This window comes from Paraburkholderia piptadeniae, from assembly GCF_900007165.1.
Lineage (GTDB): Bacteria > Pseudomonadota > Gammaproteobacteria > Burkholderiales > Burkholderiaceae > Paraburkholderia > Paraburkholderia piptadeniae.
The window spans coordinates 24638-48572 of the sequence record NZ_CYGY02000007.1 but is presented as its reverse complement, the minus strand read 5'-3'; the positions used below and the strand labels follow the sequence as shown (position 1 = coordinate 48572).

General features: G+C 62.2%; 26 protein-coding genes. 14 read left to right on the top strand and 12 right to left on the bottom strand.

Annotated features, from left to right (window positions below; all coding sequences use genetic code 11):
* The first annotated feature begins 4 nt into the window (after positions 1 to 4).
* The 4 genes from BN2476_RS02155 to BN2476_RS02140 all read left to right on the top strand — a co-directional run bounded on the left by BN2476_RS02155 (position 5) and on the right by BN2476_RS02140 (position 4565).
* Entirely contained in the window at positions 5 to 1726 is a 1722-nt protein-coding gene (locus BN2476_RS02155) for an FAD-dependent oxidoreductase (protein WP_087732518.1), read from the top strand.
* A complete protein-coding gene (locus BN2476_RS02150; protein WP_087732517.1) occupies positions 1723 to 2070 on the top strand; it encodes an NIPSNAP family protein in 348 nt (115 codons plus the stop codon). Before BN2476_RS02155 ends, BN2476_RS02150 begins: the two co-directional genes overlap by 4 nt.
* A 900-nt stretch (positions 2071 to 2970) precedes the next feature.
* On the top strand, positions 2971 to 3219 hold the full coding sequence (locus BN2476_RS02145; protein WP_087732516.1) for a helix-turn-helix domain-containing protein: 249 nt from the start codon (positions 2971 to 2973) through the stop codon (positions 3217 to 3219).
* Positions 3220 to 3221: 2 nt separating this feature from the next.
* The gene (locus BN2476_RS02140) at positions 3222 to 4565 is read left to right on the top strand and encodes a type II toxin-antitoxin system HipA family toxin (protein WP_087732515.1); all 1344 of its coding nucleotides are present in this window, start codon (positions 3222 to 3224) and stop codon (positions 4563 to 4565) included.
* A 23-nt stretch (positions 4566 to 4588) separates the two neighbouring features.
* Here the strand turns inward: BN2476_RS02140 and glcF are convergent, their stop codons facing one another.
* Genes glcF through glcD form a run of 3 tightly spaced genes read right to left on the bottom strand, consistent with a single transcriptional unit; the run spans position 4589 to position 8461 of the window.
* Positions 4589 to 5872 carry a glycolate oxidase subunit GlcF gene (gene glcF / locus BN2476_RS02135; RefSeq protein WP_087732514.1) on the bottom strand — a complete coding sequence of 428 codons (1284 nt, stop codon included), beginning with the start codon at positions 5870 to 5872 and terminating at the stop codon, positions 4589 to 4591.
* 13 nt (positions 5873 to 5885) lie between these two features.
* The gene (glcE, locus tag BN2476_RS02130; protein WP_087732513.1) at positions 5886 to 6962 is read right to left on the bottom strand and encodes a glycolate oxidase subunit GlcE; all 1077 of its coding nucleotides are present in this window, start codon (positions 6960 to 6962) and stop codon (positions 5886 to 5888) included.
* Positions 6962 to 8461 carry a glycolate oxidase subunit GlcD gene (gene glcD, locus BN2476_RS02125; RefSeq protein WP_087732512.1) on the bottom strand — a complete coding sequence of 500 codons (1500 nt, stop codon included), beginning with the start codon at positions 8459 to 8461 and terminating at the stop codon, positions 6962 to 6964. Before glcD ends, glcE begins: the two co-directional genes overlap by 1 nt.
* Before the next feature lie 226 nt (positions 8462 to 8687).
* Here glcD and glcC point away from each other — a divergent pair, with 226 nt between their 5' ends.
* On the top strand, positions 8688 to 9464 hold the full coding sequence (gene glcC / locus BN2476_RS02120) for a transcriptional regulator GlcC (protein ID WP_162849222.1): 777 nt from the start codon (positions 8688 to 8690) through the stop codon (positions 9462 to 9464).
* Positions 9465 to 9548: 84 nt separating this feature from the next.
* Here the strand turns inward: glcC and BN2476_RS02115 are convergent, their stop codons facing one another.
* Positions 9549 to 10175, bottom strand: a complete 627-nt coding sequence (locus BN2476_RS02115) for a hypothetical protein (protein WP_087732510.1) — start codon at positions 10173 to 10175, stop codon at positions 9549 to 9551.
* Positions 10176 to 10491: 316 nt separating this feature from the next.
* Positions 10492 to 11199, bottom strand: a complete 708-nt coding sequence (gene phoU, locus BN2476_RS02110; RefSeq protein ID WP_087732509.1) for a phosphate signaling complex protein PhoU — start codon at positions 11197 to 11199, stop codon at positions 10492 to 10494.
* A 419-nt stretch (positions 11200 to 11618) separates the two neighbouring features.
* Between phoU and BN2476_RS02105 the strand changes: the two genes are divergently transcribed.
* Both BN2476_RS02105 and BN2476_RS02100 read left to right on the top strand, forming a co-directional pair.
* The gene (locus BN2476_RS02105; protein ID WP_087732508.1) at positions 11619 to 11885 is read left to right on the top strand and encodes a hypothetical protein; all 267 of its coding nucleotides are present in this window, start codon (positions 11619 to 11621) and stop codon (positions 11883 to 11885) included.
* A gap of 167 nt (positions 11886 to 12052) precedes the next feature.
* Positions 12053 to 12250 (top strand): hypothetical protein, encoded by a 198-nt coding sequence (locus BN2476_RS02100; protein WP_087732507.1) that lies wholly within the window; start codon positions 12053 to 12055, stop codon positions 12248 to 12250.
* Between the two features lie 93 nt (positions 12251 to 12343).
* Here the strand turns inward: BN2476_RS02100 and BN2476_RS02095 are convergent, their stop codons facing one another.
* Complete coding sequence (locus BN2476_RS02095) at positions 12344 to 13249, bottom strand: LysR family transcriptional regulator (RefSeq protein WP_087732506.1); 906 nt, start codon at positions 13247 to 13249, stop codon at positions 12344 to 12346.
* A gap of 111 nt (positions 13250 to 13360) precedes the next feature.
* Here BN2476_RS02095 and BN2476_RS02090 point away from each other — a divergent pair, with 111 nt between their 5' ends.
* Positions 13361 to 14896: an MFS transporter gene (locus tag BN2476_RS02090; protein ID WP_087732505.1), complete on the top strand. Its 1536-nt coding sequence runs from the start codon at positions 13361 to 13363 to the stop codon at positions 14894 to 14896.
* 67 nt (positions 14897 to 14963) lie between these two features.
* Here the strand turns inward: BN2476_RS02090 and BN2476_RS02085 are convergent, their stop codons facing one another.
* On the bottom strand, positions 14964 to 15605 hold the full coding sequence (locus BN2476_RS02085) for a DUF1109 domain-containing protein (RefSeq protein ID WP_087732504.1): 642 nt from the start codon (positions 15603 to 15605) through the stop codon (positions 14964 to 14966).
* A complete protein-coding gene (locus tag BN2476_RS02080; protein WP_087732558.1) occupies positions 15602 to 16147 on the bottom strand; it encodes a sigma-70 family RNA polymerase sigma factor in 546 nt (181 codons plus the stop codon). The genes BN2476_RS02085 and BN2476_RS02080 overlap by 4 nt, the downstream gene beginning before the upstream one ends.
* 329 nt (positions 16148 to 16476) lie before the next feature.
* On the opposite strand from BN2476_RS02080, the gene BN2476_RS02075 reads away from it, so the two are divergent.
* The 3 genes from BN2476_RS02075 to BN2476_RS02065 all read left to right on the top strand — a co-directional run bounded on the left by BN2476_RS02075 (position 16477) and on the right by BN2476_RS02065 (position 18255).
* Positions 16477 to 17115 (top strand): cytochrome b/b6 domain-containing protein, encoded by a 639-nt coding sequence (locus BN2476_RS02075; protein ID WP_087732557.1) that lies wholly within the window; start codon positions 16477 to 16479, stop codon positions 17113 to 17115.
* 20 nt (positions 17116 to 17135) lie between these two features.
* Positions 17136 to 17912 (top strand): molybdopterin-dependent oxidoreductase, encoded by a 777-nt coding sequence (locus BN2476_RS02070; protein WP_087732503.1) that lies wholly within the window; start codon positions 17136 to 17138, stop codon positions 17910 to 17912.
* Positions 17913 to 17976: 64 nt separating this feature from the next.
* The gene (locus BN2476_RS02065) at positions 17977 to 18255 is read left to right on the top strand and encodes a hypothetical protein (protein WP_087732502.1); all 279 of its coding nucleotides are present in this window, start codon (positions 17977 to 17979) and stop codon (positions 18253 to 18255) included.
* 80 nt (positions 18256 to 18335) lie between these two features.
* Here the strand turns inward: BN2476_RS02065 and BN2476_RS02060 are convergent, their stop codons facing one another.
* Positions 18336 to 19397 carry a class I SAM-dependent methyltransferase gene (locus BN2476_RS02060; protein WP_087732501.1) on the bottom strand — a complete coding sequence of 354 codons (1062 nt, stop codon included), beginning with the start codon at positions 19395 to 19397 and terminating at the stop codon, positions 18336 to 18338.
* Between the two features lie 80 nt (positions 19398 to 19477).
* On the opposite strand from BN2476_RS02060, the gene BN2476_RS49250 reads away from it, so the two are divergent.
* Complete coding sequence (locus BN2476_RS49250) at positions 19478 to 19618, top strand: NAD(P)H-dependent oxidoreductase (protein WP_087732500.1); 141 nt, start codon at positions 19478 to 19480, stop codon at positions 19616 to 19618.
* Positions 19619 to 20241: 623 nt separating this feature from the next.
* Here the strand turns inward: BN2476_RS49250 and BN2476_RS47555 are convergent.
* Together BN2476_RS47555 and BN2476_RS02040 are read right to left on the bottom strand one after the other, a co-directional pair.
* Positions 20242 to 20550: a hypothetical protein gene (locus tag BN2476_RS47555; RefSeq protein ID WP_175607928.1), complete on the bottom strand. Its 309-nt coding sequence runs from the start codon at positions 20548 to 20550 to the stop codon at positions 20242 to 20244.
* A gap of 342 nt (positions 20551 to 20892) precedes the next feature.
* The gene (locus tag BN2476_RS02040) at positions 20893 to 21318 is read right to left on the bottom strand and encodes a hypothetical protein (protein WP_087732499.1); all 426 of its coding nucleotides are present in this window, start codon (positions 21316 to 21318) and stop codon (positions 20893 to 20895) included.
* A gap of 195 nt (positions 21319 to 21513) precedes the next feature.
* On the opposite strand from BN2476_RS02040, the gene BN2476_RS02035 reads away from it, so the two are divergent.
* Complete coding sequence (locus BN2476_RS02035; protein ID WP_087732498.1) at positions 21514 to 22380, top strand: 3-hydroxybutyryl-CoA dehydrogenase; 867 nt, start codon at positions 21514 to 21516, stop codon at positions 22378 to 22380.
* A 5-nt stretch (positions 22381 to 22385) separates the two neighbouring features.
* On the opposite strand, the gene BN2476_RS02030 is transcribed toward BN2476_RS02035, so the two are convergent.
* Complete coding sequence (locus tag BN2476_RS02030) at positions 22386 to 23249, bottom strand: GNAT family N-acetyltransferase (protein ID WP_087732497.1); 864 nt, start codon at positions 23247 to 23249, stop codon at positions 22386 to 22388.
* A gap of 179 nt (positions 23250 to 23428) precedes the next feature.
* On the opposite strand from BN2476_RS02030, the gene BN2476_RS02025 reads away from it, so the two are divergent.
* Entirely contained in the window at positions 23429 to 23890 is a 462-nt protein-coding gene (locus BN2476_RS02025) for a MarR family winged helix-turn-helix transcriptional regulator (protein ID WP_087732496.1), read from the top strand.
* The last annotated feature ends 45 nt before the right edge of the window (positions 23891 to 23935 follow it).

Genomic DNA, 23935 nt, shown 5'->3' with positions numbered 1-23935 from the left:
GGATATGACCAATGAGATCACTTGTGATCTGGTCGTGGTTGGATCGGGTGCTGCGGGCCTCGCCACCGCGATCACTGCACGCAAGCGCGGCCTCGATGTCATCGTGCTCGAAAAGGAGCCCGTGTTCGGTGGTACCACCGCGCTGTCGGGCGGGGTCTTGTGGATTCCGCTGAGCAAGTATGGCCGACAGCAGAACCCGGCCGACGCCGTCGAGCGCGTGCGCGAATACATGATGAGCGAGACGGGCACTAATTACGATGCCGCCGCGGTCCAATGCTTTATCGAGAACGGGCCGAGAATGGTCGAGTTCTTCGAGCGAGAGACCGAGATGAAGTTCGTGCCCACGCTCTATCCGGACTATCACCCGGATGCGCCCGGCGGTGTCGACATCGGCCGCTCGATCCTCGCCGCGCCCTATGATATTCGCGGGCTGGGCAAGGACATGCAACGCCTCAAGGCGCCGCTCGAGACGATCACCTTCATGGGAATGATGTTCAATTCCTCGAACGCGGACCTCAAGCACTTCTTCCGCGCGACCAAGTCCATTGTTTCGTTCTTCTACGTGGCCCGGCGTCTGGCTACGCACATCAAGGAGCTGGCGCTTTACCGGCGGGGGATCAACGTAACGAGCGGCAACGCGCTCGCTGCGAGGCTCGCGAAGTCGGCGCTGGCGATCGACATTCCGATCCTCACTTCGACGCCCGTGAAGGAACTGTTGAGCGAGAGCGGCAAGGTGGTCGGTGTGCGCGCGAGCGCAGCGGACGGTGACCTTCGCGTCACCGCCCGGCACGGCGTCGTGCTGGCTTGCGGCGGCTTCCCGCACGATCTCAAGCGTATCGCGCAGGTCTATCCGCATGTGAAGCGTGGGGGTGAGCATCTCTCGCCGACGCCCGTCGGCAATACGGGCGATGGGCTGACCATGGCGGAGAAGGTGGGTGGTGCCGTTAAGCTCGGCTTCCCCGACGCGTCGGCCTGGATGCCTGTCTCAAAGGTGCCCTTCGGCAAGGGACGCACGGGCGTATTCCCGCACCTGCTCGACCGCTATAAGCCCGGCGTGATCGGCGTGCTGCGGAGCGGTCAGCGCTTCACCAATGAATCGAACTCCTACCACGATGTTGGCTCGGCGCTGATCCGCGCCTGCGAGGGTGAGCGGGAGACGGCAATGTGGCTGATCTGCGATAAGGTGGCGCTGGGCAAGTATGGCCTGGGCTATGCCAAGCCCGCGCCGATGCCGGTGGGGCCGTTGTTACGCAAAGGCTACCTCATCAAGGGCGAGACCATCGCCGAGCTGGCGCGCAATTGCGGGATTGTTCCTGATGCGCTCGAGATGACGGTCCATGCCTACAACCTCGATGCCGGGCGCGGAGAAGACCCGGCGTTCCGTCGCGGTCGCACATCGTTCAACCGTTATCTCGCCGATCCGGACAATAAGCCCAATCCTTGCGTTGCGCCGATCGCGACCGGCCCCTTCTATGCGGTGAAGGTGGTGATGGGCGATCTGGGCACGTTCGACGGCCTCAGCACTAGCGTCACCGGCGAGGTACTGCGCGCCGACGGCAGGGAGATTGCGGGCCTTTACGCGGTCGGCAATGACCGGCGCAGCGTGATGGGCGGCAACTATCCGGGCGCCGGCATCACCCATGGGCCCAATATGACTTTCGGCTATGTCACCGGTAACGCCATCGCCACCAAAGCCATGACTTGCAAAGAGAAGGTACACGCATGAGCATCCGCCCAATGTATCTGGCAAAGCCCCTCGTGGATTTCCGCGTCTACACTATCGCGCTGCGCAAGATGCCTGAGTTTCTCGAGGTGTTTGACAGGCTCGCCATGCCGATCCTGCTCGAGACGCTTGGACATCCGCTCGGCTTTTGGACAAGTCTGGTCGGGACGCAGAACCAGTTCACCCACCTTTGGGGGTATGACAATCTGGCGGACTACGAACGACGGTGCCTTGCACGCGATACGCATCCGGATTTCCCAGCCTATCTCAAGGCATCGGGCCATCTGATCACGGCACAGGAGACACGGCTCATTCGTGCCGCCACGCTGGCTAGCGTCGCAGAGTAAGCCGATGCTTGAAAATTTTTTGCTGTTAGTCGACAGGCGAGCGTCGGATCGCCCCGGTCTTTAATGGTAGGATGCCTCATCAGACGGAGTGCCCATTTTCCCGGATCCGCATGATTGTCTGGTGAGTCGTCCCGTAGTCGCGCGCCAACTGCGAGACTGATTCACCCGCCGTCAACGAACAATTAGGATCGCATATCGATAATAGTGATCTGTCGAATTCGTGATCGTAACTTTCTCCCAAAGTCGAGAGTTCCTCGAATGGCGATCGTCGCGACCGGCCAGTGAGGAAACGGTCAGTTGAAAGGGCCCACTCATCGAGAGATGGCAACGTTTCAGAAGCTGATTTCAGTGCGAACGATCCTCCATGTTGATTTAATACTGGAAGAGATTCGCGAAGCAATTGAGCTAGTTGAACCTTCTGGGGTCGTACTCGATTCGGGAGATTTTTCAAAATAAATAGTCAAAAAATCTATTAACTATAAATATAGTTTGTAGAACGATACGCATTGATCCGTGAAACTCTCGGATTTGGGCGTAACGTTCATGGCAAGTCTCCCGGTCGGCGACGTCATTCGGCTTAGGCGAGAGCAGAAAGGGCTCAGTCAAGTCGCATTCGCTGATGCATCGGACTCTCGAGCCAATATATCTCTCTGCTAGAACTCGGATGGAACCCGTCCGTCCCTCGACACACTCTCATCGATTGCAGCGTTCTTGGGATGCAAAGTATCTGACATCACCCTCACCAGACGCGTGGACGCACCCAGTGAATCGCGACGATGACTACACGTTACCCGTAAAACAGTTAATCGCCATTTATCCGTATCGCAGCTATCTTGCAATTACCCGTTTTGCGAGTAAAATGCACTTACCTGCCATACAGGTATCCCGCAAGCCGCCTCGATGAAACGCACGCTGATCACTCCGCACCAGCTTGGCCTGATCCTTCGCACCGCCCGGCGCGCGAAGGGGCTTTCGCAGGCCCAGGCGGCGTCGCGCGTGGGCTTGAGCCAGAGCCGGCTGTCGGCGATGGAGCTCAATCCCGACTCGATCACAACCGCGCAACTTTTCACATTGCTGGCAATGTACGGCCTCGAACTGGCCGTGCAGACGCGGCCCACGCGTGCAGAGCCGTCGAAGGAAGGCTGGTAGCCATGGGCCGCCCGTCTCACGCGCGCGCGCTGTCGGTGTGGACCAACGGGCTGCGGGTCGGCACGTGGCGCATTCCGTCGCGCGGCGACATGGAGCTTCAGTACGACCGCGGCTGGATGACCTCGTCCGCCGGGCGGCCGCTGTCGCTGTCGCTGCCGTTCGGCATCGACGATGCGCCGTTGCGCGGCGAGCGCGTGCGCAACTACTTCGACAACCTGCTGCCCGACAGCGAGCCTATCCGGCGGCGCCTCGCGACCCGCTTCAGGACGGCCACCACCGATGCCTTCGATCTGCTCGAAGCCATCGGACGCGACTGCGTGGGCGCGGCGCAACTGCTTCCGGAAGACGCGCAGCCGGAAGGGTACGACCGCATCGACGGCACGCCGATGTCGGACGAAGAGATCGAGCAGACGCTCGCGCGCACCGTCGCATCGGGCGGCCCGGGCGCGGGCGGCGACCACGACGACTTTCGCATCTCGCTCGCGGGCGCGCAGGAAAAGACGGCGTTTCTACGGCACGACGGAAAGTGGATGCGCCCGCACGGCGCGACGCCGACCACGCACATCTTCAAGCTGCCGCTGGGACTCGTCGGCAACAAGAAGGCGGACTGGACGACGTCCGTCGAAAACGAATGGCTGTGTCTCGCACTCTTCAGGGCGTTCGGATTGCCCGTGCCGAATGCCGAGATCCTGACGTTCGGCGAGCAGAAGGTGCTGGCCGTCGAGCGCTTCGATCGCCGGCTGCATCCTGCGGGACAATGGATCTTGCGGCTGCCGCAAGAGGATTTTTGCCAGGTGCTCGGCAAGCCGTCGCATCAGCGGTACGAAGCGGACGGCGGCCCCGGCATGGTCGACATCGCTGCCGTGCTGCGCCAGTCGGAGCGGCCCGACGCCGATCTGGCGACGTTCCTCACCACGCAGATTCTGTTCTGGATGCTCGCCGCGCCGGATGGCCACGCGAAGAACTTCAGCGTGCATCTGTTGCCGGGCGGGCGCTACGCGCTCACGCCGCTATACGACATCATGTCGATCTGGCCCGTCGAAGGCGACGCCGGCAATCAGTGGTCCTGGCACAAGGCGAAGCTCGCGATGGCCGTCGCGGGCAAGAACCGGCACTACCTGATGAAGGACATCCAGCGCCGCAATTTCAACGCGATGGCATCGCGCTGCTTCTACGGCACTGACGTCGAAGCGCTGATCGGCAGGCTGATCGAAGACACGCCCGCCGCCATCGACAAGGTCGCCGCCACGCTGCCCGACGGTTTCCCGGCGCGCGTCGCGGAGCGCATCTTCGGCGGACTGCGCGCTTCGGCCGAGCGGCTCGCCGCGATGCCGCCGGGCATCTGAGCGGCCTGTGCGTCAAGCGCTTTTCACGCAGGCTCGGCCGCTGCGCTTCTGCGCGTCGAACGCGCCTGCGCATTCGATGCATCCAACGCTTCCTCGACCAGCTCGATCCAGTGACGCACACGCGTTCTGCCCGCGCCATCCAGATGCATCTGGCAGCCGATGTTCGCCGTCGCGATGACGTCCGGCTGTCCGCTTTCGAGCGCGGCCATTTTGTTGTCGCGCAGCTTCTGCGCGAGCTCGGGCTGCGTGATCGAATACGTGCCCGCCGATCCGCAGCACAGATGCGCGTCGGGCACAGCGGAGAGATCGAAGCCGAGCCGCGTGAGCACGCTTTCCACCGAGCCGCCGAGCTTTTGCGCATGCTGCAGCGTGCAAGGACAGTGAAACGCGATGCGCGCCGCCATCGCATCGTCGGCGGGCTGCAAAGCGTCGAGCGGCTCGGCCGCCAGCACTTCGACGAGATCGAGCGCAAGCGCGCTCACGCGCGCTGCCTTCGCGGCGTAGACGGTATCGTTGCGCAGCAGGTGTCCGTATTCCTTCACGAACGCGCCGCAGCCGCTCGCCGTCTGCACGATCGCTTCGGCGCCTGCTTCGATCGCCGGCCACCATGCGTCGATGTTGCGGCGCGCGCGGTCGAGGCCCGCGTCCTGCGCGTTCAGATGATAGTCGGTGGCGCCGCAGCAGCCCGCTTCGCTGATGGGCGTCACGCTGATGCCGAGCCGGTCGAGCACGCGCGCCGCCGCCGCGTTCGTATTCGGCGACAGCGACGGCTGCACGCAGCCCTCGAGCATCAGTACGCGCCTCGCGTGACGCGGCGCCGGGCGCGGCTTTGCGGGCACGGCGCCGCGCGTTGGAATCTTTGCCTGCACGGCGGCGGGCAACAGCGGCCGCACCGCGCGCCCCGTCTTGAGCAGCGCATCGAACACGGCGGGTCGCGGAATCACCGCGCGCAGGCCCTTGCGCGTCATCCGTTCGCCGACAGGCCGCTCGACGCGGCGCTCCAGTTCCGCGCGTCCGATGTCGAGCAGCCGGTGATACGTGACGCCCGATGGACACGTCGTTTCGCAATTGCGGCACGTGAGGCAGCGGTCGAGATGCAGTTGCGTCTTATCGCTGACGGGCTCGCCTTCGAGCAGTTGCTTGATCAGATAGATGCGCCCGCGCGGCCCGTCGAGTTCGTTGCCGAGCAGTTGATACGTCGGGCACGTCGCATTGCAGAAGCCGCAATGCACGCACGAACGCAAGATGCTTTCCGCTTCCGCGGCGTCGGGCAGCGCTTTCGCGTGAGAGTCGAGATTCGTTTGCATGAGTGCGCTCGCTTCAGAGATCGGCGTACAGGCGGCCGGGGTTCAACACGCCGCTCGGATCAAGGCGGCGTTTCAGTTGATGCTGATAGCGCAGCAGCGGCGCGGCGAGCGGATGAAACGGCTCGCGCTCCGGCGACGGCGTGAAGCACGTCGCGTGTCCGCCTGCCGCGTGCGCAAGCTGGCGAATGTCGGCGGCTGTCGCGTCGCTTCTGAGCCAGCGCTGCGCGCCCGCCCAGTCGATCAGCACATCGCCGGGCAGCGGCATCAACGGCGTCGCGTTCGGCAGCGACAGACGCCACAGCGGCCTCGTGTCGATATGGTCGTCGAAAAACGGCAGACGATGATCGCGCAGCGCATCCCAGAACGCGCAGTCGATTTCTTCGCCGCCGATCCGGTCCACCGCCGACTTCACCGATCCGCTGCCGCCTTCGAGCCGCACATGCAGCCTGCCGTCGAAATAGCACGCGCCCGTCACGGGCAGAGCGGCCTTGCGCCATGCCGACAGCTCGCTCAATGCTTCCTGCGCGCCGAGCGTGAGCGCGAAGGTGCGGCGCTCGCGCGGCTTCGGCAGCACCTTCAGCGACACTTCCGTCAGCACGCCGAGCGAACCGAAACTGCCCGCGAGCAGACGCGACATGTCGTAGCCCGCGACGTTCTTCATCACCTGGCCGCCGAAGCGCAGATGGTCTCCATCGCCCGTGATCACGCGGCAGCCGAGCACGAAGTCGCGCATCGAGCCCGCCCACGGACGACGCGGCCCCGACAGGCCGCTTGCAACCGTGCCGCCTATCGTTCCCGTGCCGTTGAAGAGCGGCGGCTCGCACGGCAGCATCTGGTTCGCGTCGTCGAGCACGGTGTTCAGTTCAGTGAGCGGCGTGCCCGCGCGCGCCGTGATCACGAGTTCCGTCGGGTCATACGCGACGATGCCGCGATGCGTGCGCGTGTCGAGTTCCTCGCCTTGCACGTCGCGCCCGAGAAAACGCTTGCTGTCGCTGCCGCGAATGCGCAACGGCGTGTGCTCCGCGATTGCGCGCTGGACTTGTGCGATGAGGCGCGCGCTGTCGTCGGTTGAATCGAATTCGCGTCGCATCAGAAGCGCTCCAGCTCGGGAAACGGCAGCTTGCCGTGATGAATGTGCATCGCGCCGAATTCGGCGCAGCGATGCAGCGTCGGAATGTTCTTGCCGGGATTGAGCAGGCCGTCGGGATCGAACGCGGCTTTCAGCGAATGAAACAGCGTGAGCTCTTCGCTGCTGAACTGCACGCACATCTGATTGATCTTTTCGCGTCCGACGCCGTGTTCGCCCGTGATGCTGCCGCCCACTTCGACGCACAGTTCGAGAATCTTCGCGCCGAGCGTCTCGGCGCGCTCCATTTCGCCGGGTGCGTTCGCATCGAACAGGATCAGTGGATGCATGTTGCCGTCGCCCGCATGAAATACGTTCGCGACGCGCAGACCGTATTCGTTCGACAGTTCCGCGATGCCGCGCAGCACGCGCGCCAGCTCGCGGCGTGGGATCGTGCCGTCCATGCAGTAGTAGTCGGGCGAGATGCGGCCCACAGCGGGGAACGCGTTCTTGCGGCCCGCCCAGAAGCGCTGACGCTCGGCTTCGTCCTTCGCGATGCGGATGTCGGTTGCGCCCGCTTCGCGCAGCAGCGCGCCGACGCGGTCGCAGTCTTCCTGCACGTCGGATTCCGCGCCATCCAGTTCGCACAGCAAGATCGCTTCGGCGTCGACGGGATAGTCCGCGTGAATGAAGTCTTCGGCGGCGCGAATCGCGAGGTTGTCCATCATTTCGAGGCCGCCTGGAATCACGCCCGCGCCGATGATCTGCGCGACGGCGTCGCCTGCTTTCTCCACATCGTCGAAGCTCGCGAGCAGCACCTTCGCGCTCTGCGGCTTGGTCAACAGCTTCACTGTGACTTCCGTGACGATGCCGAGCATGCCTTCGGAGCCCGTCAACAATGCGAGCAGATCGAAGCCGGGCGAGTCGAGGGCTTCGGAGCCGATCATCAGGCGCTCGCCGTCGATGGTCAGCACTTCGAGCTTCAGGATGTTGTGCACTGTCAGGCCGTATTTCAGGCAATGCACGCCGCCCGCGTTCTCGGCGACATTGCCGCCGATCGAGCAGGCGATCTGCGACGACGGATCGGGCGCGTAGTAGAGGCCGTGAATCGCGGCCGCCTGCGAGATCGCGAGATTGCGCACGCCGGGCTGCACGCGCGCGATCGATGCTTCGGGATCGATATGCAGGATGCGATTGAAGCGCGCCATCACGAGCAGGATGCCTTTTTCGAGCGGCAGCGCGCCGCCCGACAGACCTGTGCCCGCGCCGCGCGCGACGACGGGCACCTTGCGCGCGGCGGCGAATTTCAACAGCGCCTGCACCTGCTCGATCGAGTCGGGCAGCGCGACCATCATCGGTGTGGTGCGATAGGCAGAGAGGCCGTCGCATTCGAACGGGCGCAGGTCTTCCTTGTCGTGCAGCAGCTGCATACCGGGCGCGAGGCGTTGAAGCTCGGCAACCAGCGTGGCCTTGTCATGCGAGGCAAGCGTGCCGTCGATCCGTTCGTCGTAGGCGTAGCTCATCGGGTGTCTCCATGAGCGCGGGGACTGGCTTTCCACGCGCCGCTTATCCATGTAGCCGCTGATTGTTCCCGTTTCGTCTTCCGCTGTCGATGGACGCTGCGAGTGGTCGTACCAGTTTTTTCGCTGCGATGATACCGTGTTGAAGCCGCGCAAACCGGCATCAGGACGGAATCGGCGGTATCATGGCGGACACGCGAAACTCGCTTACCAAGTGGTCATACCAGTGATTTCAAGCACGGAAAACGACGTCAACGAGCCCGATCGCAAGATTGCCGATGTGGTCGCCGAGCGCATCGAACGCCTGATCGTGGACGGCGTACTGAGGTCGGGGCAGGCGCTGCCATCCGAGCGGCGGCTGACGGACAAGCTCGGCGTATCGAGAACCGCACTGCGCGAAGGGCTCAAGCTGCTGCGCGCGCGCGGCATCATCGAAACGGCGCACGGCAAGGGCTCGTTCGTCGCGAATCTGACTGCGCAGCCGCCGCAATCGCCGCTGATGCATCTGCTCGCGTCGCAACCGCGCACGCTCTTCGATCTGTTCGAAGTGCGCGGCATGCTGGAGGCGGAATCGGCGCGGCTCGCCGCATTGCGCGGCACGCCCGCCGACTACATGATGATCACGCGGCGCTATGAAGAAATGCTCGCCGCGCACGACGCCGAGACCGACCCGGCGACACATGCGCGCCTCGATCACGCGTTTCATCTCGCGATCTGCGAGGCTTCGCACAACCCGGTGCTCGTGCACACGTTGCGGTCGTTGACGGAGCTGCTGCTGAGTTCGGTGTTCGCGTCGGTGAACAATCTTTATCACCGGCAGCCGCATCGCAAGCGCATCGACCGGCAGCATGCGCGTCTCTACAACGCGGTGACGGGCAAGTTGCCCGAGCAGGCGTATCGGGCAGCTGCGGATCACATCAACGGCGTGCGCGAAAGCCTGCAAGAGATCGAACAGGAAGAACAGCGGTTGATACGGGCGACGCTCAGGCTCGAAGGGTGGAAGTGAGCTGAGCTGTCGATCGACACGCATGCTGTCCGCGTCCTGCGCTTCGAAGCGCGAGCGGGTGCAACGGTGACAGCCGGATAAGCCTTAGCCTGCCTCGAGCCGGTTGTCCTGATTGGCCGATGCATTGTGCTTGCACAGCGGGGTCGCATATCCCGACGGTTCAACCAGCCGGCAGAGACGCTCCAATATATGTTTCGCCGACGCTGGGCTGTCGATGATGGCATCGACGCCAGGCCATCCTTCAAAAGGCGAGGGCGTTGTCGACAGGACCGCGGTGACGCACTGCGGGCTGTGCTTTTTGACTTGCTCGATTGCCCTTACCTTGGACGCGATGTGACAGTTTCCGTCAAGGAAGGCCAGTTGCGGGCGGCTCGCACCCGCCGCTCGTGCCGCGTTGCCACACGCTTCACAAGTCGATACAAATCCTCGGACCAGAGAGAGAACGAAAATGGATTCTGCAATCGGTTCGGGCGGGTCGCGAAGCACGAGCAGGCGCCGTCCGTCGCCGATATTCTGGAGCCGGGCCCGCGCTCCGTCCGCAACGAGCGAGACGTGGTCGGCCTGCAACTTGAGCAGCGCAATGCGGTAGCGTTCCCGCGCTCGCGCAAACTCGACCGAGTCCTTGCCGAATGTATCGCATGTGACCTTCATCGCGTCAAACGTGAAATTGACCAGTCGCAGCGATGCATCGAATGCCTCGCGTGTATCCATGGCGACTATCCGTGCTCTGTTCGTCCGATTGAAAGCATAGGGCCCGATGAGGACCCGAAAAACGGGTGCCGAGCGAAAAGCAAAATCAATGTCTGCGCGCCTACGGTTGCGCGTGAAGATTCCCAATGAGACAGCCAATTTCGGGATCTCATTTCAATCGGGACAGTGACGTTCCGAAGGAATTTCGATGAAACCGTTCGCGCACTTGCGTCGGCACCGCGATCGGATGTTCAGACTCCCGACATAGCAATCGAAATGCCGCATGAGCGCGGCCTATAGACAGAGTGAATGCTGCATCGCTGCATAAGCCACTGCCTCAAGTCTCAGACGCCTCGCGTTCGAGTTCTCTCAGCGGGACGTGACGCACATCGCGGCCCCGAACTGCATAGACGATGAATTCAGCGATATTTTTCGCATGGTCGCCTATGCGTTCGAACGCTTTGGCGATGAACAGATAATCCAGCGCGACTGAAATCGTCCCGGGCGCTTCCTGCATCCGCGTAACGAGCGTGCGGACAAGATCGCGGAATATTTCGTCGACGGCCCTGTCGTCGCGAACGACCTGCGCGGCGGCGACGGCATCCATACGCGCGAAGGCATCGAGTGCCTGATGCAGGACGGACGCGGCCATTGCACCGCATTTTTCGAGTCCGATGACGCGGGCCGCAGGCGCGGCGCCCGTTTCGTCGATGCGGCGCGCGCGCTTTGCGATCTTGCGCGCTTCATCGCCAATGCGCTCCAGGTTCGTGACGCATTTCGACATCGCCATCAGCAGGCGCAGGTCGCGCGCGGCGGGTTGTCGACGGGCAATGACGCGATGGATTTCTTCGTCAATGTCGAGTTCGAGCGCGTTCACCTGTCGCTCGCTCTCGCGAACCTCGATAACCAGCGCGGGATCGTATGTGTTCAGCAGTTCGAGGCAGCGAGCAATTTGCCGTTCGACAAGGCCGCCCATCTTCAGGAGATCAGTCGAAAGCATGTCGAGCGCAGCGTCGAACTGACTGGAAAGATGCTTGTCGGGCATGGCGAACTCCTTTGCTTTAAAGCTCTGCGACGAATACAGACAGGTCGAAATGGACGTCGTGCTGCCTGTTTATCAGAAGCTGTTAAAAACTATATATACCGTTTTATGTACATGATGCAAGCGAGCAGAGGTTGCTAATGAACAACGACAACGGACCTTTTGATAACGGTCCCGCATTCGAAATCAGTAAAAAGTACATCGTTATCCAAAGCAGCGGAAGCAATTGCGCTGAAGCTTCTCACGGATGGGGAAGAGATTGATCGCAGCGACCCCCGGTCATCGAAGGCTTGAGCGTACTGGCGTGTCCGTAAAGTATGAGATACGGACAGGCGCGAGCACTTAACATTTATATCCGGGGCCACATAAAATCAGATGTCCCCGATGACAGCGCGCCGAGGCAAAAAATGTCGAATGGCACTATGAGCAAGCGGCTTCTCGACAGGCAGTGTGAAATCGATTTTCAGCTGGAACTGTCACGAGGCGCCTCTTGCATCGCAAGCTGTGAGACCGAGGCGAGCTTGCGCGATCAGGTGGAAGAGACGGTGCACTGTTTCCTGCAAATTCACGGCCCCGGCCGTTTTGCGGAATTCCGCGGCAGTCTGGCCAACAAGCTGATTGCGCGCGGCCGGCGTGACGCGGCACTGTTCGTCGCATCGTACCCATTGCCTCCGCAGGCAATGAGCTAGTCGTCTTCACGACGTGGCGCGTGACTCGCGTGCAGATCGATTCGCAAAGATCGGAATTGACATAGAAGGCAAAAAGCGAAGGCTAGAGGCGAGGTCAAAGAGCGTTTTCGCCTGACGGCAAGGCACTATCGCGGCAAAAAAACTAACCGATATGACGGAGACACGACATGCTGAGTCCTCATGAGTTCGCCACGTTGATGCTGGTGAAGTCAGCGCCCGACCAGATCGACCTTGACCGTGCGGAACTGGATCAACTGCTTGAACAACAGCTTGTCGCACTCGAAGAGATGGCGGGCGGCGTTCGGCGTCCGCGCCTGACCGTCCACGGCGATTCCCTGTTGCAGGCCATCTCGCGAAAAGAGTGACGGGCACTGGCTGCGCGTTCAGACTTCCAGTCTTTCGAAACGCTGTAGCAAACAGCGCGGCCGCTTCGCAACGCATACGCGAAGCGGCCGCGTTCATTCGTCGATCATCGCCGGAATGTCCTCGACGAGTGCATCGATCGCACAACGCGTTTTAGAGGGCATATAGCGGGTTCGCGGCCAAACGACGTTTATCTCTTGTGGCGGCAGGCTGCAACGTCCCTTGACCAGCACCAGTTCCCCCGTCTTCGCGTATCGCGCGAGCAGCCAGGACGGAAGGCGTGCAAGCCCGAAGCCTGCAACGGCCGCGGACGCGATCGCCTGCACGTCGTCCATGCTCAACTGCGGGCGAATCTTCACGCGCTTCACCTGACCCGAGTCGTCACGCAGATCCCACGGTACCAGCGCGCCGGCGCGCGCATAGACGACGCCATCGCGTCCATCCATATCGTCGAACGAAAAGGGCATGCCGTGCTCGACGAGATACGACGGCGCTGCGCCGATGCTCGTGTACTGCACGCCGAGGCGCCGTGCCGCGAGACTCGCACTGTCGCGCAGTTCACCGATTCGCACGGCGAGATCGAAGCCTTCTTCGACGAGGTCGACCATGCGATCGCTGAACGACATGTCGATCTGCAACTTCGGATGTCGGCGCGCGAGATTCATTAAAACAGGTGCGACGCACAGTTGGCCGAACGCGAGCGGCAGACTGACGCGCAGCCGACCACGCGGCGCGCGACGGCCGCCTTCGAGCTCGGCCTCGGCGGCCTCGAGCTCCGCGAGCGCGCGCACGCAGCGCTCGTAGTATGCCTGGCCGTCTTCGGTGAGGCTCTGGCTGCGCGTCGTGCGATGAATCAGTCGCGCGCCAAGCCGCATTTCCAGCCGCGCAATCACCTTGCCGACGGCCGAGCGAGTGAGGTTCAGCCGTTCGGCCGCCAGCGCGAAACTGCCCGCCTCGACGACCTGCACAAAGGCTGCGACGCCATCGAGCCGGTCAGTCATCACGCCACCTCATTGGTTCCATGATGGACTCATTCATCGGAAAATAGCTCACCAATAGGGACTGAAGTTCCCGATATATTAACCGTTCATTCACAGCATCGGGTTCACGTCATGCCGTATCTCCGCTTTCGCAAGAACACGCTTGCGCTGCTTGCTGCCTGCCTTTCGTCATTGATGTTCGGTCTTGAGATTTCCAGTGTCCCCGCGATCCTGCCGACGCTCGAACATCTATTGCGCGGTGACTTCAAGGACATCCAATGGGTCATGAACGCGTACACGATCGCGTGCACGACCGTCTTGATGGCGACGGGCACGCTCGCGGATCGCTTCGGCCGCAAGCGCGTATTCATCGTCAGCATCGCGCTGTTCGGCGTTACGTCGTTGTTATGCGGGCTTGCCTCGAACATGGCCGTCCTGATTGCGGGGCGCTTCCTGCAAGGCGCAAGCGGCGGCGCCATGCTCATCTGCCAGGTGGCTGTGCTTTCGCATCAGTTCCAGCAGGGGCGCGAGCGCGTCAATGCATTTGCTGCGTGGGGCATCATCTTCGGAATCGGACTGGGATTCGGGCCGATCATCGGCAGCGCGACGGCCGCGCTCGTCGGCTGGCAATGGGTCTTTCTGGTTCACGCGCCACTGGCGCTCGCCACGATCGCACTCGCGGCGAGCGGCGTCAGCGAATCGCTTGATCCGCATGCGCAAAAGCTCGATGCATGGGGCGCCGCGACGTTGTCGCTCGCCGTGTTCGGCCTGGCTTTCTATATCACGCAGGGCGCGGACCTCGGCTTCACGAGCCTGCGTGCGCTCGGCATTGTCGCGATGAGCGCGCTCTGCCTGATCGCGTTCTTCGTCGCCGAGAACTTGAGCGCGCATCCGATGTTCGACTTCTCCGTCTTTCGCATTCGCGAGTTCTCGGGCGCGCTGATCGGTTCAGCCGCGATGAATTTCAGCTTCTGGCCTTTCATGATCTATCTGCCCGTGTACTTCCACAACGCGCTCGGCTACGACGATCTTCGCGCGGGACTCGCGCTGCTCGCCTATACGCTGCCGACGCTGGTGGTGCCGCCCGTCGCGGAACGCCTCGCTTACCGCTATCGCCCCATCTATGTCATTCCAGGCGGACTGTTCACGATCGGCGTGGGCTTCTTTCTGATGCGCATCGGCGGCATCGCTGAACACGCGAGCTGGATCACGATGCTGCCTGGTTGCGTCGTAGCGGGCGTCGGACTGGGCCTTACCAACACGACGGTGACGAACACGACGACGGGCGCCGTGCCGAGCGCGCGCGCCGGCATGGCCTCGGGCATCGACATGAGCGCGCGCATGATCGCGCTCGCGATCAACATCGCATTGATGGGGTTCGTATTGGTGGCGGGTGTCGATGCATCGCTGTCCCACGCGCTTTCGGGTGCGCTCGACGCCGCGCAGATTCATGCGTCGAGCGTTGCGATTGCGGCAGGCCACGGTGTCGCGCTCGATCAGAAGACCGCGCACGACGCGCTCGTGCACGGCTTCGGCTGGGTGATGCTGTATGGAGGCGTGGGCGTGTGGATACTCGCGGCTGCGAGCTTTCTGATCTTCGGCGCGGCGGCCAACCGTCCGCAACACGGTGAAGCGCACGCGACCGCACGCGCGCAATGCACAGATTGAACGGACACGTAAGCGCGGCGATTGACGCCCTGGCTTTCGAACGTGCAAACCGGCAATGGGGCGCGTCCTACCATCGCAACAGCTTCGGCCCGAGCCACGCGCCGATGCCCGCGGGCATCAACATCCCGATTGCGTACCACACGCTCCAGAATGCCGGGCTCATCTCGGGGCAATGCAGGCAATAGACGACCGTGGCGGTGGAACTCGCGAGCAGGCCGGCGGCTGCACCCGCGAGCCGCAGATGCGTCGGCGCGAGCGCTTTGACGGCCCAGAACACGGCAGGAAACGTCGGCACGGAAAGCAGCAGGATGTTGAACGGACACGTGCGCCACGTTTGACCGAGCACGAGCGGCCAGCGCCCCTCGGGCGCCACGCCATCGAGTACGAACGCGCCCGCGATCCAAACCGCGACGAACGGCAGCGCGACAAGCGCCCACGTATAACCGGCACGAGCCCCCGGACGGCCGAGCCGCATCACGGCGAGCATTGCGCCGACGGCAATCGCGAGCGGATACGCGAGCTTCGCCCAGAAGATGCTCGTGCGCGCGACACTGCCGAGATCGTGCCGCACGCCGAACACGATGGTCATCAGGATCAGCGAGCCCAACGCGCCGAGCAGCATCGCCTTGATGAAACGGCGCGCGACGGCCTCGCGATCGACACGCGTCACGTGGTTCGACAGGAGGCTAATGAGATCGTCGGTCTTCATCGCAGCCCCCGAATAAGCGCGGCCAGTGCCTTGAGACCGCGATGCACGCCCACCTTGACGGCCGATTCGGAAAGGCCGGTGATGCGTGCCGTCTCCGTCACCGATAAGCCTTCGAGTTTCATATGGACAATGGGCAGCCGCTGCTTGTCCGGCAGATGTGCGAGCAGCTTGCCGATGTCATGACGTGCCTGCGCGGGTTCGTCGTCGGTGTCGGCGAGCAGGTCGGCGTGATCGTCGAGTGGATCGTTCAACGATTCGCGGCGCGCGCGCGAGCGGAAGAAGTCCATCAGCTTGTAGCGGGCGATCGCGTGCAGCCAGGCGGTCAGCGGTTCGTCCGCGCGATACGTGTGACGCGCATTGTGCACGGCGAGCAGAATCTCCTGGACGAGGTCTTCGACGTCGTCGCGATGGTTCGGAATGCGCTTGCGCAAGTAGCCGCGCAAATGCCGCGTGAGCGCTTGCAGGAAGCTGCGATAAGCGTCGGCATCGCCGTCGAGACCGCTGACGAATAGCGCTTTCAGGCGGCTTTCCGCGTCCTGCAACATGGTTCCCCTATTGGCGAGACGGCGAGTCGACGAACCATGCGAATAACCCGCGTCCGCAGACGCGAGTGCGGCGCCCAGTTTCAGATCGATCGTTTCGGAACAGCCGAAGCCGTGATGCGCCACTATAGCGCGGTCGTGGTCCATCGTCGTCACCCGCTTCCTTTATCACGCTAGTTCGCGTTTTCGCGGCAGCCGGTTACAGCGCGCGCGAAATTTTTCATGCCGGTCAAAAGCGCTGAACACATCTGCGCGTGATCGGCGCGACGGTGTAACCGATCGCGCGTTGGCAACGAATTGACAGGTATCCGACCGTCATGGTGATCGACATGGAAACGATGAAAGCGCCACTCACGCCAGCGCGCGAAACTTTGCCGCGCAATCCGCCGATTCATCCGCTCTGGCTGCGCATCACGCACTGGCTCAATGCGTTGGCGGCGCTGATCATGATGTTCTCCGGCTGGCGCATCTACGACGCGTCGCCGGTGTTTCATAACATCGTGATTCCGCCGTCGATCACCCTTGGCGGCTGGCTCGGCGGCGCGCTGCAATGGCACTTCGCGGCGATGTGGCTGCTGGTGTTCAACGGGCTGGTCTATCTCGCGCTCAACATCGCGAGCGGGCGCTTTGTTTCGAAGTTCTTTCCGCTCTCGCCGCGCGACGTGCTGCGCGATTCCATTGCCGCATTGAGCGGCAAGCTCTCTCACGCGGATCTGCGCCAGTACAACGCAGTGCAGAAGCTCGCGTATCTCGTCGTAGTCATCGATCTCGTCGTGCTCGTGCTGTCGGGGCTCGCGATCTGGAAGTCCGTGCAATTTCCGCTGTTGCGCGAACTGATGGGCGGTTACGACAACGCGCGCATCGTTCACTTCTGCGCGATGGCGGTAATGGCGGCGTTCGTCGTCGTGCACGTCGCGATGGTTGCGCTCGTACCACGCTCGCTGCTGACGATGCTGCGCGGCCGCTGATCTTTGTCGAGGAACACGCCATGAACGCCAACGACAGAAAAATCATCGAGCTCGACCGCGCCGCGATTGTGGCGGATGCGCGCGGCGAACTGGACATGCCGTCGCGCCGTCTGTTCGGCAAGCGGCTGTTGACCTTGGGCGGACTGTCGCTGTTGACAGGCTGCTCGATCACCGATGACGAGTCGGTCAACAAGTTTCTGATGGCAGTCTCGCGCCTGAACGATCGAGCGCAGGCGCTCCTGTTCGATCCGAACCGCCTCGCGCCAACCTACACGGAAGCGCAGATCACGCGGCCGTTTCCGTTCAACGCGTACTACGGCATCGACGAAGTGCCCGAAGTGAACGGCAGTGACTATCGACTGAAAGTGGGCGGCCTCGTGACCGGGCAGCGCGTGTGGACGCTGCCGGAGTTATATGCGCTGCCGCACGCGGAGCAGATCACGCGGCATATCTGCGTCGAAGGCTGGAGCGCGATCGGGCGCTGGGGCGGCACGCCGTTCCGCGAGTTCTTGCGCCGCGTGGGCGCGGATACGACGGCGAAATACGTCGGTTTTCGATGCGCAGACGATTACTACGAGAGCATCGACATGCCGACGGCGCTGCATCCGCAGACCCTGCTCACGTTCGACTACGACGGCGAGCGTCTGCCCGCGAAATACGGCTATCCGATGAAGCTGCGCATGCCGACGAAACTCGGCTACAAGAACCCGAAGCATATCGTCGAGATCTTCGTCACCAATACGTATCCCGGCGGCTATTGGGTCGATCAGGGCTACAACTGGTTCGGCGGTTCGTGAGCGCCGCCCGTTTTGCTGGTTCCGGAAAGGCCGGATGCCACTTTCAACCCCAAGGAGATGAGCAATGAAACGACTGATGACGGCAGTAATCGCGGCGACACTGGCGATGGGCACATCCGCTGCATTCGCGCAGGCGAGCGGCGCGATGTCGAACGATCAGATGTCACACGACACGATGAGCAAGGGCGACATGTCTCATGACAAGATGAGCAAGGGAGACATGTCTCACGACAAGATGAGCAAGGGAGACATGTCTCACGACAAGATGAGCAAGAGCCACAAGATGAAGAAGAACGATTCGATGAAAATGGATCATCCCGCGTCAGGCGCGATGTCCGAGTAGGCTTAGGGCGGCGAGCGAGACCGGGCGTGCATGCGCGCCCGGCCCGTTTTGATAGCCGTTCTATGTGCCGGCGTATCCGTTCACGCCTGAGCCTGAAAGACCAGATTGAATGGCGTCTGCGTTGCGCGTCTGAAGCGGGTGAAGCCGCCCGCCGTCACGACTTCCTTGAGCCGTGCTTCACCTGCTTGCGCGCCTAGCGCTTTTCTGCCTTCCTGCGATAACGACGCAGCCGTGCAGATCATCGTCGACGCCGAGTAGAACACTCGGCCGACAGGGTTCAGATTGTCTTCCAGCCGGTCATTCGCGAAGGGCTCGACGATCATCCACGAGCCATCGGGCTTGAGCGACTGCAGCACATGGGCCGCGGCACCTGTCGGGTCGCCCATGTCGTGAAGACAGTCGAAGAATGCGACGAGGTCGTAGCCGCTTCCAGGGTATTGCTGCGCGCTCGCCACTTCGAACGTGACGCGATCGGCGACGTTCGCTTCACTGGCCAGTTCGCGCGCTCTTTCGATGGACGGCTCGTGATAATCGAAGCCGACGAATGTGGCGTTCGGATAGGCCTGCGCCATCAGGATCGTCGACGTGCCGTGTCCGCAACCGACGTCGGCGACTTTCGCGGCATGCCCCTTCAGAACCGCTTCGACGCCGTCGAGCGCCGGAATCCATTCGTCGACCAGATGCACTGCGTAGCCAGGCCGGAAGAACCGCTCGGTGCCCTTGAACAGCGATGGATGATGCTGGTGCCATCCGACGCCCAGGCCCGTGCGAAACGCTGCTTCGAGCTTGGGTATCGCGCGGAACATGGCTTCGGCGCAGTCGCAGAAGCCCGGAACGAAGGTCGGGCTTGTCTCTTCCGCAAAGCACATCGCCATTTCGTTTTCGAGCCGGTAGCGGGCGCTCGCCGCGTCGTAACTGATGAAGCCAGACGCGGCCTGCGCCGCGAGCCATTCGCGCACGTATCGTTCGGCAAGGCCCGCGCGTTCTGCAACCTGCTCCGAGGTCAGCCAACCCTGTTCGGTCATCGCCTTGTACAGGCCAAGCCTGTCACCGAGCGCGATGAGCGGCGCGGACGCCACTGCGCCGAACTCTTCGACCATGCGGGCCATGAAGTCCTGCACTTTCTGTTCGTCGTATTGCATGTGCCACCTCCTTGACGAAGGCAGGGTTGATCTGACGAAACAGGCGTTGCCTCATTGCCGACAATGGGCCGGCCTCGCCCATGCAAAGTATAGGAAGAAGAAAGACGGGCGAAAGACAAAGTGAAGGTGGCGTGATCGCGACGCCGGAATACAACGGCGGATACACGGCGCAGATGAAGAGTGCAATCGACTGGATCAGCCGGCCGCGCGGCGACGGGTAGCATAGGATGGCTTTGCGGCTCTGTTGAAACGGGCGCACGGAGCGCGTCAACGCGCACTGTGTGCGTTTTCCTTCACGGCTATCGAGTTGTTGAGCTATTGAACCGATGCAACGGCTATCTTGGGGTAACACTTCCACCCCTGTGCCCCGGGTTAGCGGCGGAGGTATCGGCTGTGCAAAGTTCCAATGCCGTTATGGCCTTCCTTGCAACCGCCAACGTTTCGTCGCACGCGGCAGGCTTCTCCGATCTCGGGCATCCTCCTTCGGACGCTAGAGCGAACATCTGGCGCACTTTTCGGAGCGCCGCATCGGGAGAACCGTTGTCGTATATCAGACGAGCGACGTTGAAGCTGCTTCCCGACGGCAATTCGACGAAATCAGGGCATTCTGTCCGAGCGGCGGCATCCGCCTCGATAAGCGCGAAAGTCGCGGCCAGCGCGGCTGTACAAACGAAGCGCGAGCCTGCAGTGCTCATTTCCATGGATGGCTCCCTCATAGGTAGTCGTCGACGGATGACATCCGTCAGACAGTGAACCCATGTCCTGGTGGGTTTCGCTAGAGTGGATAGCAAGCGACAAACCATACGCCGTTTGTCGCTGGCACGCTTGAGAGGGGGAGGAAAAATCAGACGGTCACGCGTGCGTAGATGCTAAAGGCGCTCAACGCGCCGGCGCGGCGGGTCTTTGGCGCGGCAAAGGCAAGCCGGCGTGCGTCAGCAAAAGCGGGCCCAACGTTGCTGCGAGTTTTATTTTCAAACCGCTGCGACTTTTTCTTCGTCGAATGACGGTGGACGGCACGACAGCGTGCTGCGCATTGCCATACAGAAACTTTGCCATTCGCAATCTGCTGCGCCATCTGCTGCAAATCGACGGGCGTGTTCTTCGCAAGCAACACGTAAGCAAGCTTGTTCGAACGCCATGTGACCGTTTTCATTTGACCAACCTGCTGCACGCGTACGGGTTCATCGGCGTGCGAATCTTCCGGCACGCACCGCGCGACGGGGTCGTACGGCGGGCGGACTCGCATGACTCCAGGCTCACAGTCCGCTGTGCCTCATGTCGCGATGCGCTGGCTGCATTTGCAGCGTTTTTACTGCTCAGAGTTCGACAGGCCTGCCTGCATGGGCATCGTCGCAATGGCCGGGAAGCATGGACGACTTGCGCCGTCGAGCAAAACGCAACTACCGGTCTGTTGCGACAACCCCATGCGCACGCCTTAGGCGGCAACTTCCGCCTTGCACGAAAAGCCCCGATCGTAAGGCCAGGCGCGCGACCGCTACTTCTTTTTTCTCGCCGACGAGGCCTTCATTTCGATCACATCGGGCGACCGCTTGCGTTTGCCCGGCACGACACCCATGCGCGGATCGCGCTCGCGCGCGAGGGCGACCATATCCTGCGCGACGGATTCGAACTCTGGATGGCTTTGCGACGCATACAGCCACTTGCCGAGCACAGGGTGCGGGACAAGCGCGGGATACGCTTGCAGCAACCCGGCTTGCCGGTCGTGTGACGTGCACACGAAGAGCCCATTCCACGGCTCTTCACCGCTTGCGACCGCGAGATAGAGCAGGCCGTCGAGCCACGCGGCCTGCATGTTGAAGAATCGTTCGCGCGAATAGCCGGGATCTCGTTCGAGAGGCTCGAAAATCCACAGCAGCGGGTTCTCGCGTTTTCGTTTCGGGTTCAGATCGACGGACAACATGGCGAGACCTTCATGAATCGATTACCCCGATGATATAGCCGCTCGTTGCTTCGGTTCTTTCCGGTGCCCATCGCGTATTGCCCGGTTTCACGCGAATGTGCGCGAGAAACCGGTATCGTATCGCCCATGACGCGCCGCAAGGCATCAACGGCAATCCGCGGAAATTCGCACAAGTCAGCACAGAGAGGAGCAGCAATGGCAACGAAGATCGAAACGATAGGCATCGTTGGCGCAGGCACGATGGGCAACGGGATCGCACAGGTGTCGGCGGTGGCGGGCCTCAAGGTGGTGCTCATCGACGTCACGGACGCCGCGCTCGAAAAGGGTGTCGCGACGCTCACATCGAGTCTCGCGAAGCTGGTCGAGAAGGGCAAGATCGACGCATCGGCGCGCGATGCCGCGCTCGCGCGCATCGAAACGTCGACCGATTATCAGCGCCTTTCCAGCGCGGATATCGTCGTCGAAGCGGCGACGGAGAACGTCGAGTTGAAAATCCGCATCCTGCGGCAGATCGAATCCATCGTGAGCGGCGAGACGATCGTCGCGTCGAATACGTCGTCGATTTCGATCACCGCGCTCGCCGCGACGCTCGCGAAGCCCGCGCGCTTTGTCGGGATGCACTTCTTCAACCCTGTGCCGCTGATGCCGCTCGTCGAAGTGATTCGCGGCGTGCAGACCGCCGACGATACGGCCGCCGCCGTGCGCGATCTGACGCAGCGGCTCGGCAAGACGCCCGTCAGCGTGAAGAATGCGCCGGGTTTCGTGGTCAACCGGATTCTCGTGCCGATGATCAACGAAGCGTTCTTCGTGCTGGCGGATGGCATCGCGACGGCGGAGGAAATCGACGAAGGCATGCGACTCGGCGCGAATCACCCGATCGGGCCGCTCGCGCTCGCGGACCTCATCGGGCTCGACGTGTGCCTGTCCGTGATGGATGTGTTCCTGAAGGACTTCGGCGATTCGAAGTATCGCGCGTGTCCGCTGCTGCGCGAACTCGTCGCGGCGGGGCGCCTGGGCCGTAAGACGGGACACGGCGTCTATCGCTACGATCAGAAGCGGTAAAGCAGTTAGCCCAACTCGAACGAAGTGACGCCGAACATCTGCGCGAGCGGAATATCCGGCGCCTCTTTCGTGTACATGCGTGCCGTTTCGAACACGCTCGTCATGCCGTGGCGCACGGCGAGCGCCACGGCTGCCGGGTTCGGCTCGGGCACATCGAGTGTCACGGTTTCGCTGGGGCAACGCGCGACGAGCGCGGTGAACAGCGTTTCGGCGATCTGCGCGTCGTCGGCGAAAAGCGGCCCGATCTTGCGGCCTTCGCGGCATCGGCGCAGCACGCCATAGCCGCGCATCTGTCCATCGACGACATCCGCCAGCGCAACGGCATCGGGCTGACCGATCCACGCGCGAAGAAAGCTGTTGCGCGGCGCGGGAAAGAAGCGCCCGTCATACGCGCTCAGCTGGTCGAACGGCAATTCGCGCGCATCTGATAACGCCGCGCTGCTCGCGATGCCAGCCTTCGCGATGCCCTGAAACCGTATGTTCCGATACGCAAGCGCAAAGCCCGACTTTCGATAGTTCGGCTGTTGCGCGACCACGCCATCGAGCCCGATGTTGCGCTCGCCGAGATACGCGATGCCATGCTGCCAGATGCACAGGCCGAGCCCCTTGCCGCGAAACTCCGGCTTGACGATATACAGCCCGATAAAGCCGAAATTCGCGTCGTACGCGACGGCGGAAATCGAGCCGACCGGATCGCCGCGCCATACGCCGACGAAGAACCCATCGGGATCGGCCGCGCGAAAGCAGCGGGTGTCGTGCATGCCGGGATTCCAGCCCTCGATCGCGGCCCATTCGATCGCGCGATCCACTTCGTCGGCTGTCATGGTGCGCACGATGAAGTCGCGCGCCGTGTCCGTCGATTCGTCCATGGTGTCTCCTTGATGCGGTTCGAGTCCACGTCCATCGACGCCTATCATGCAGCGAAAATCGCTTTGACGATACGTTCGATGAGCAACCCTCGCGCAATTTCAAGCTTTTGCGATTAAATCGCATACGATGTACAATAAGTGCGTGACGAGACATCCGTCTCGAGCCGATGAGGACGCATATGAAGACCATTGCCAATGCGGACGCCGCGAATCCGAAGCTTGCCGATTTTCTGTGCTTCGCCGTTTATTCGGCGAATCTCGCGTTCGGCAAGGCGTACAAGCCGATTCTCGAGGAACTCGGGCTGACCTACACGCAATACATCACGGTGATTGCATTGTGGGAAGAGGACGATCAGACCGTCAGCAGCCTCGGTGAAAAGCTGTTTCTCGAATCGAACACGCTGACGCCGATCCTGAAGAAGCTCGAAGGCATGGGCTATCTGGAGCGGCAACGCGATCCCGAAGACGAGCGCCAGGTGCGCGTCAGTCTGACGAAGAGCGGCCGGCGCCTGCGCGAGAAGGCGCTGAACATGGATCTCGTCGAGGCGACGGGCCTCACGCCCGATGAATTCTCGAAGGTGCAGAAGGCGATCGTCACGCTGCGCAACAACCTGGTCAAAGCTGTGACCGAGCAGCAATAACCGTATTTCCACCTGATGCAGCGCGGGCCCGGCATGTCTGCCGCG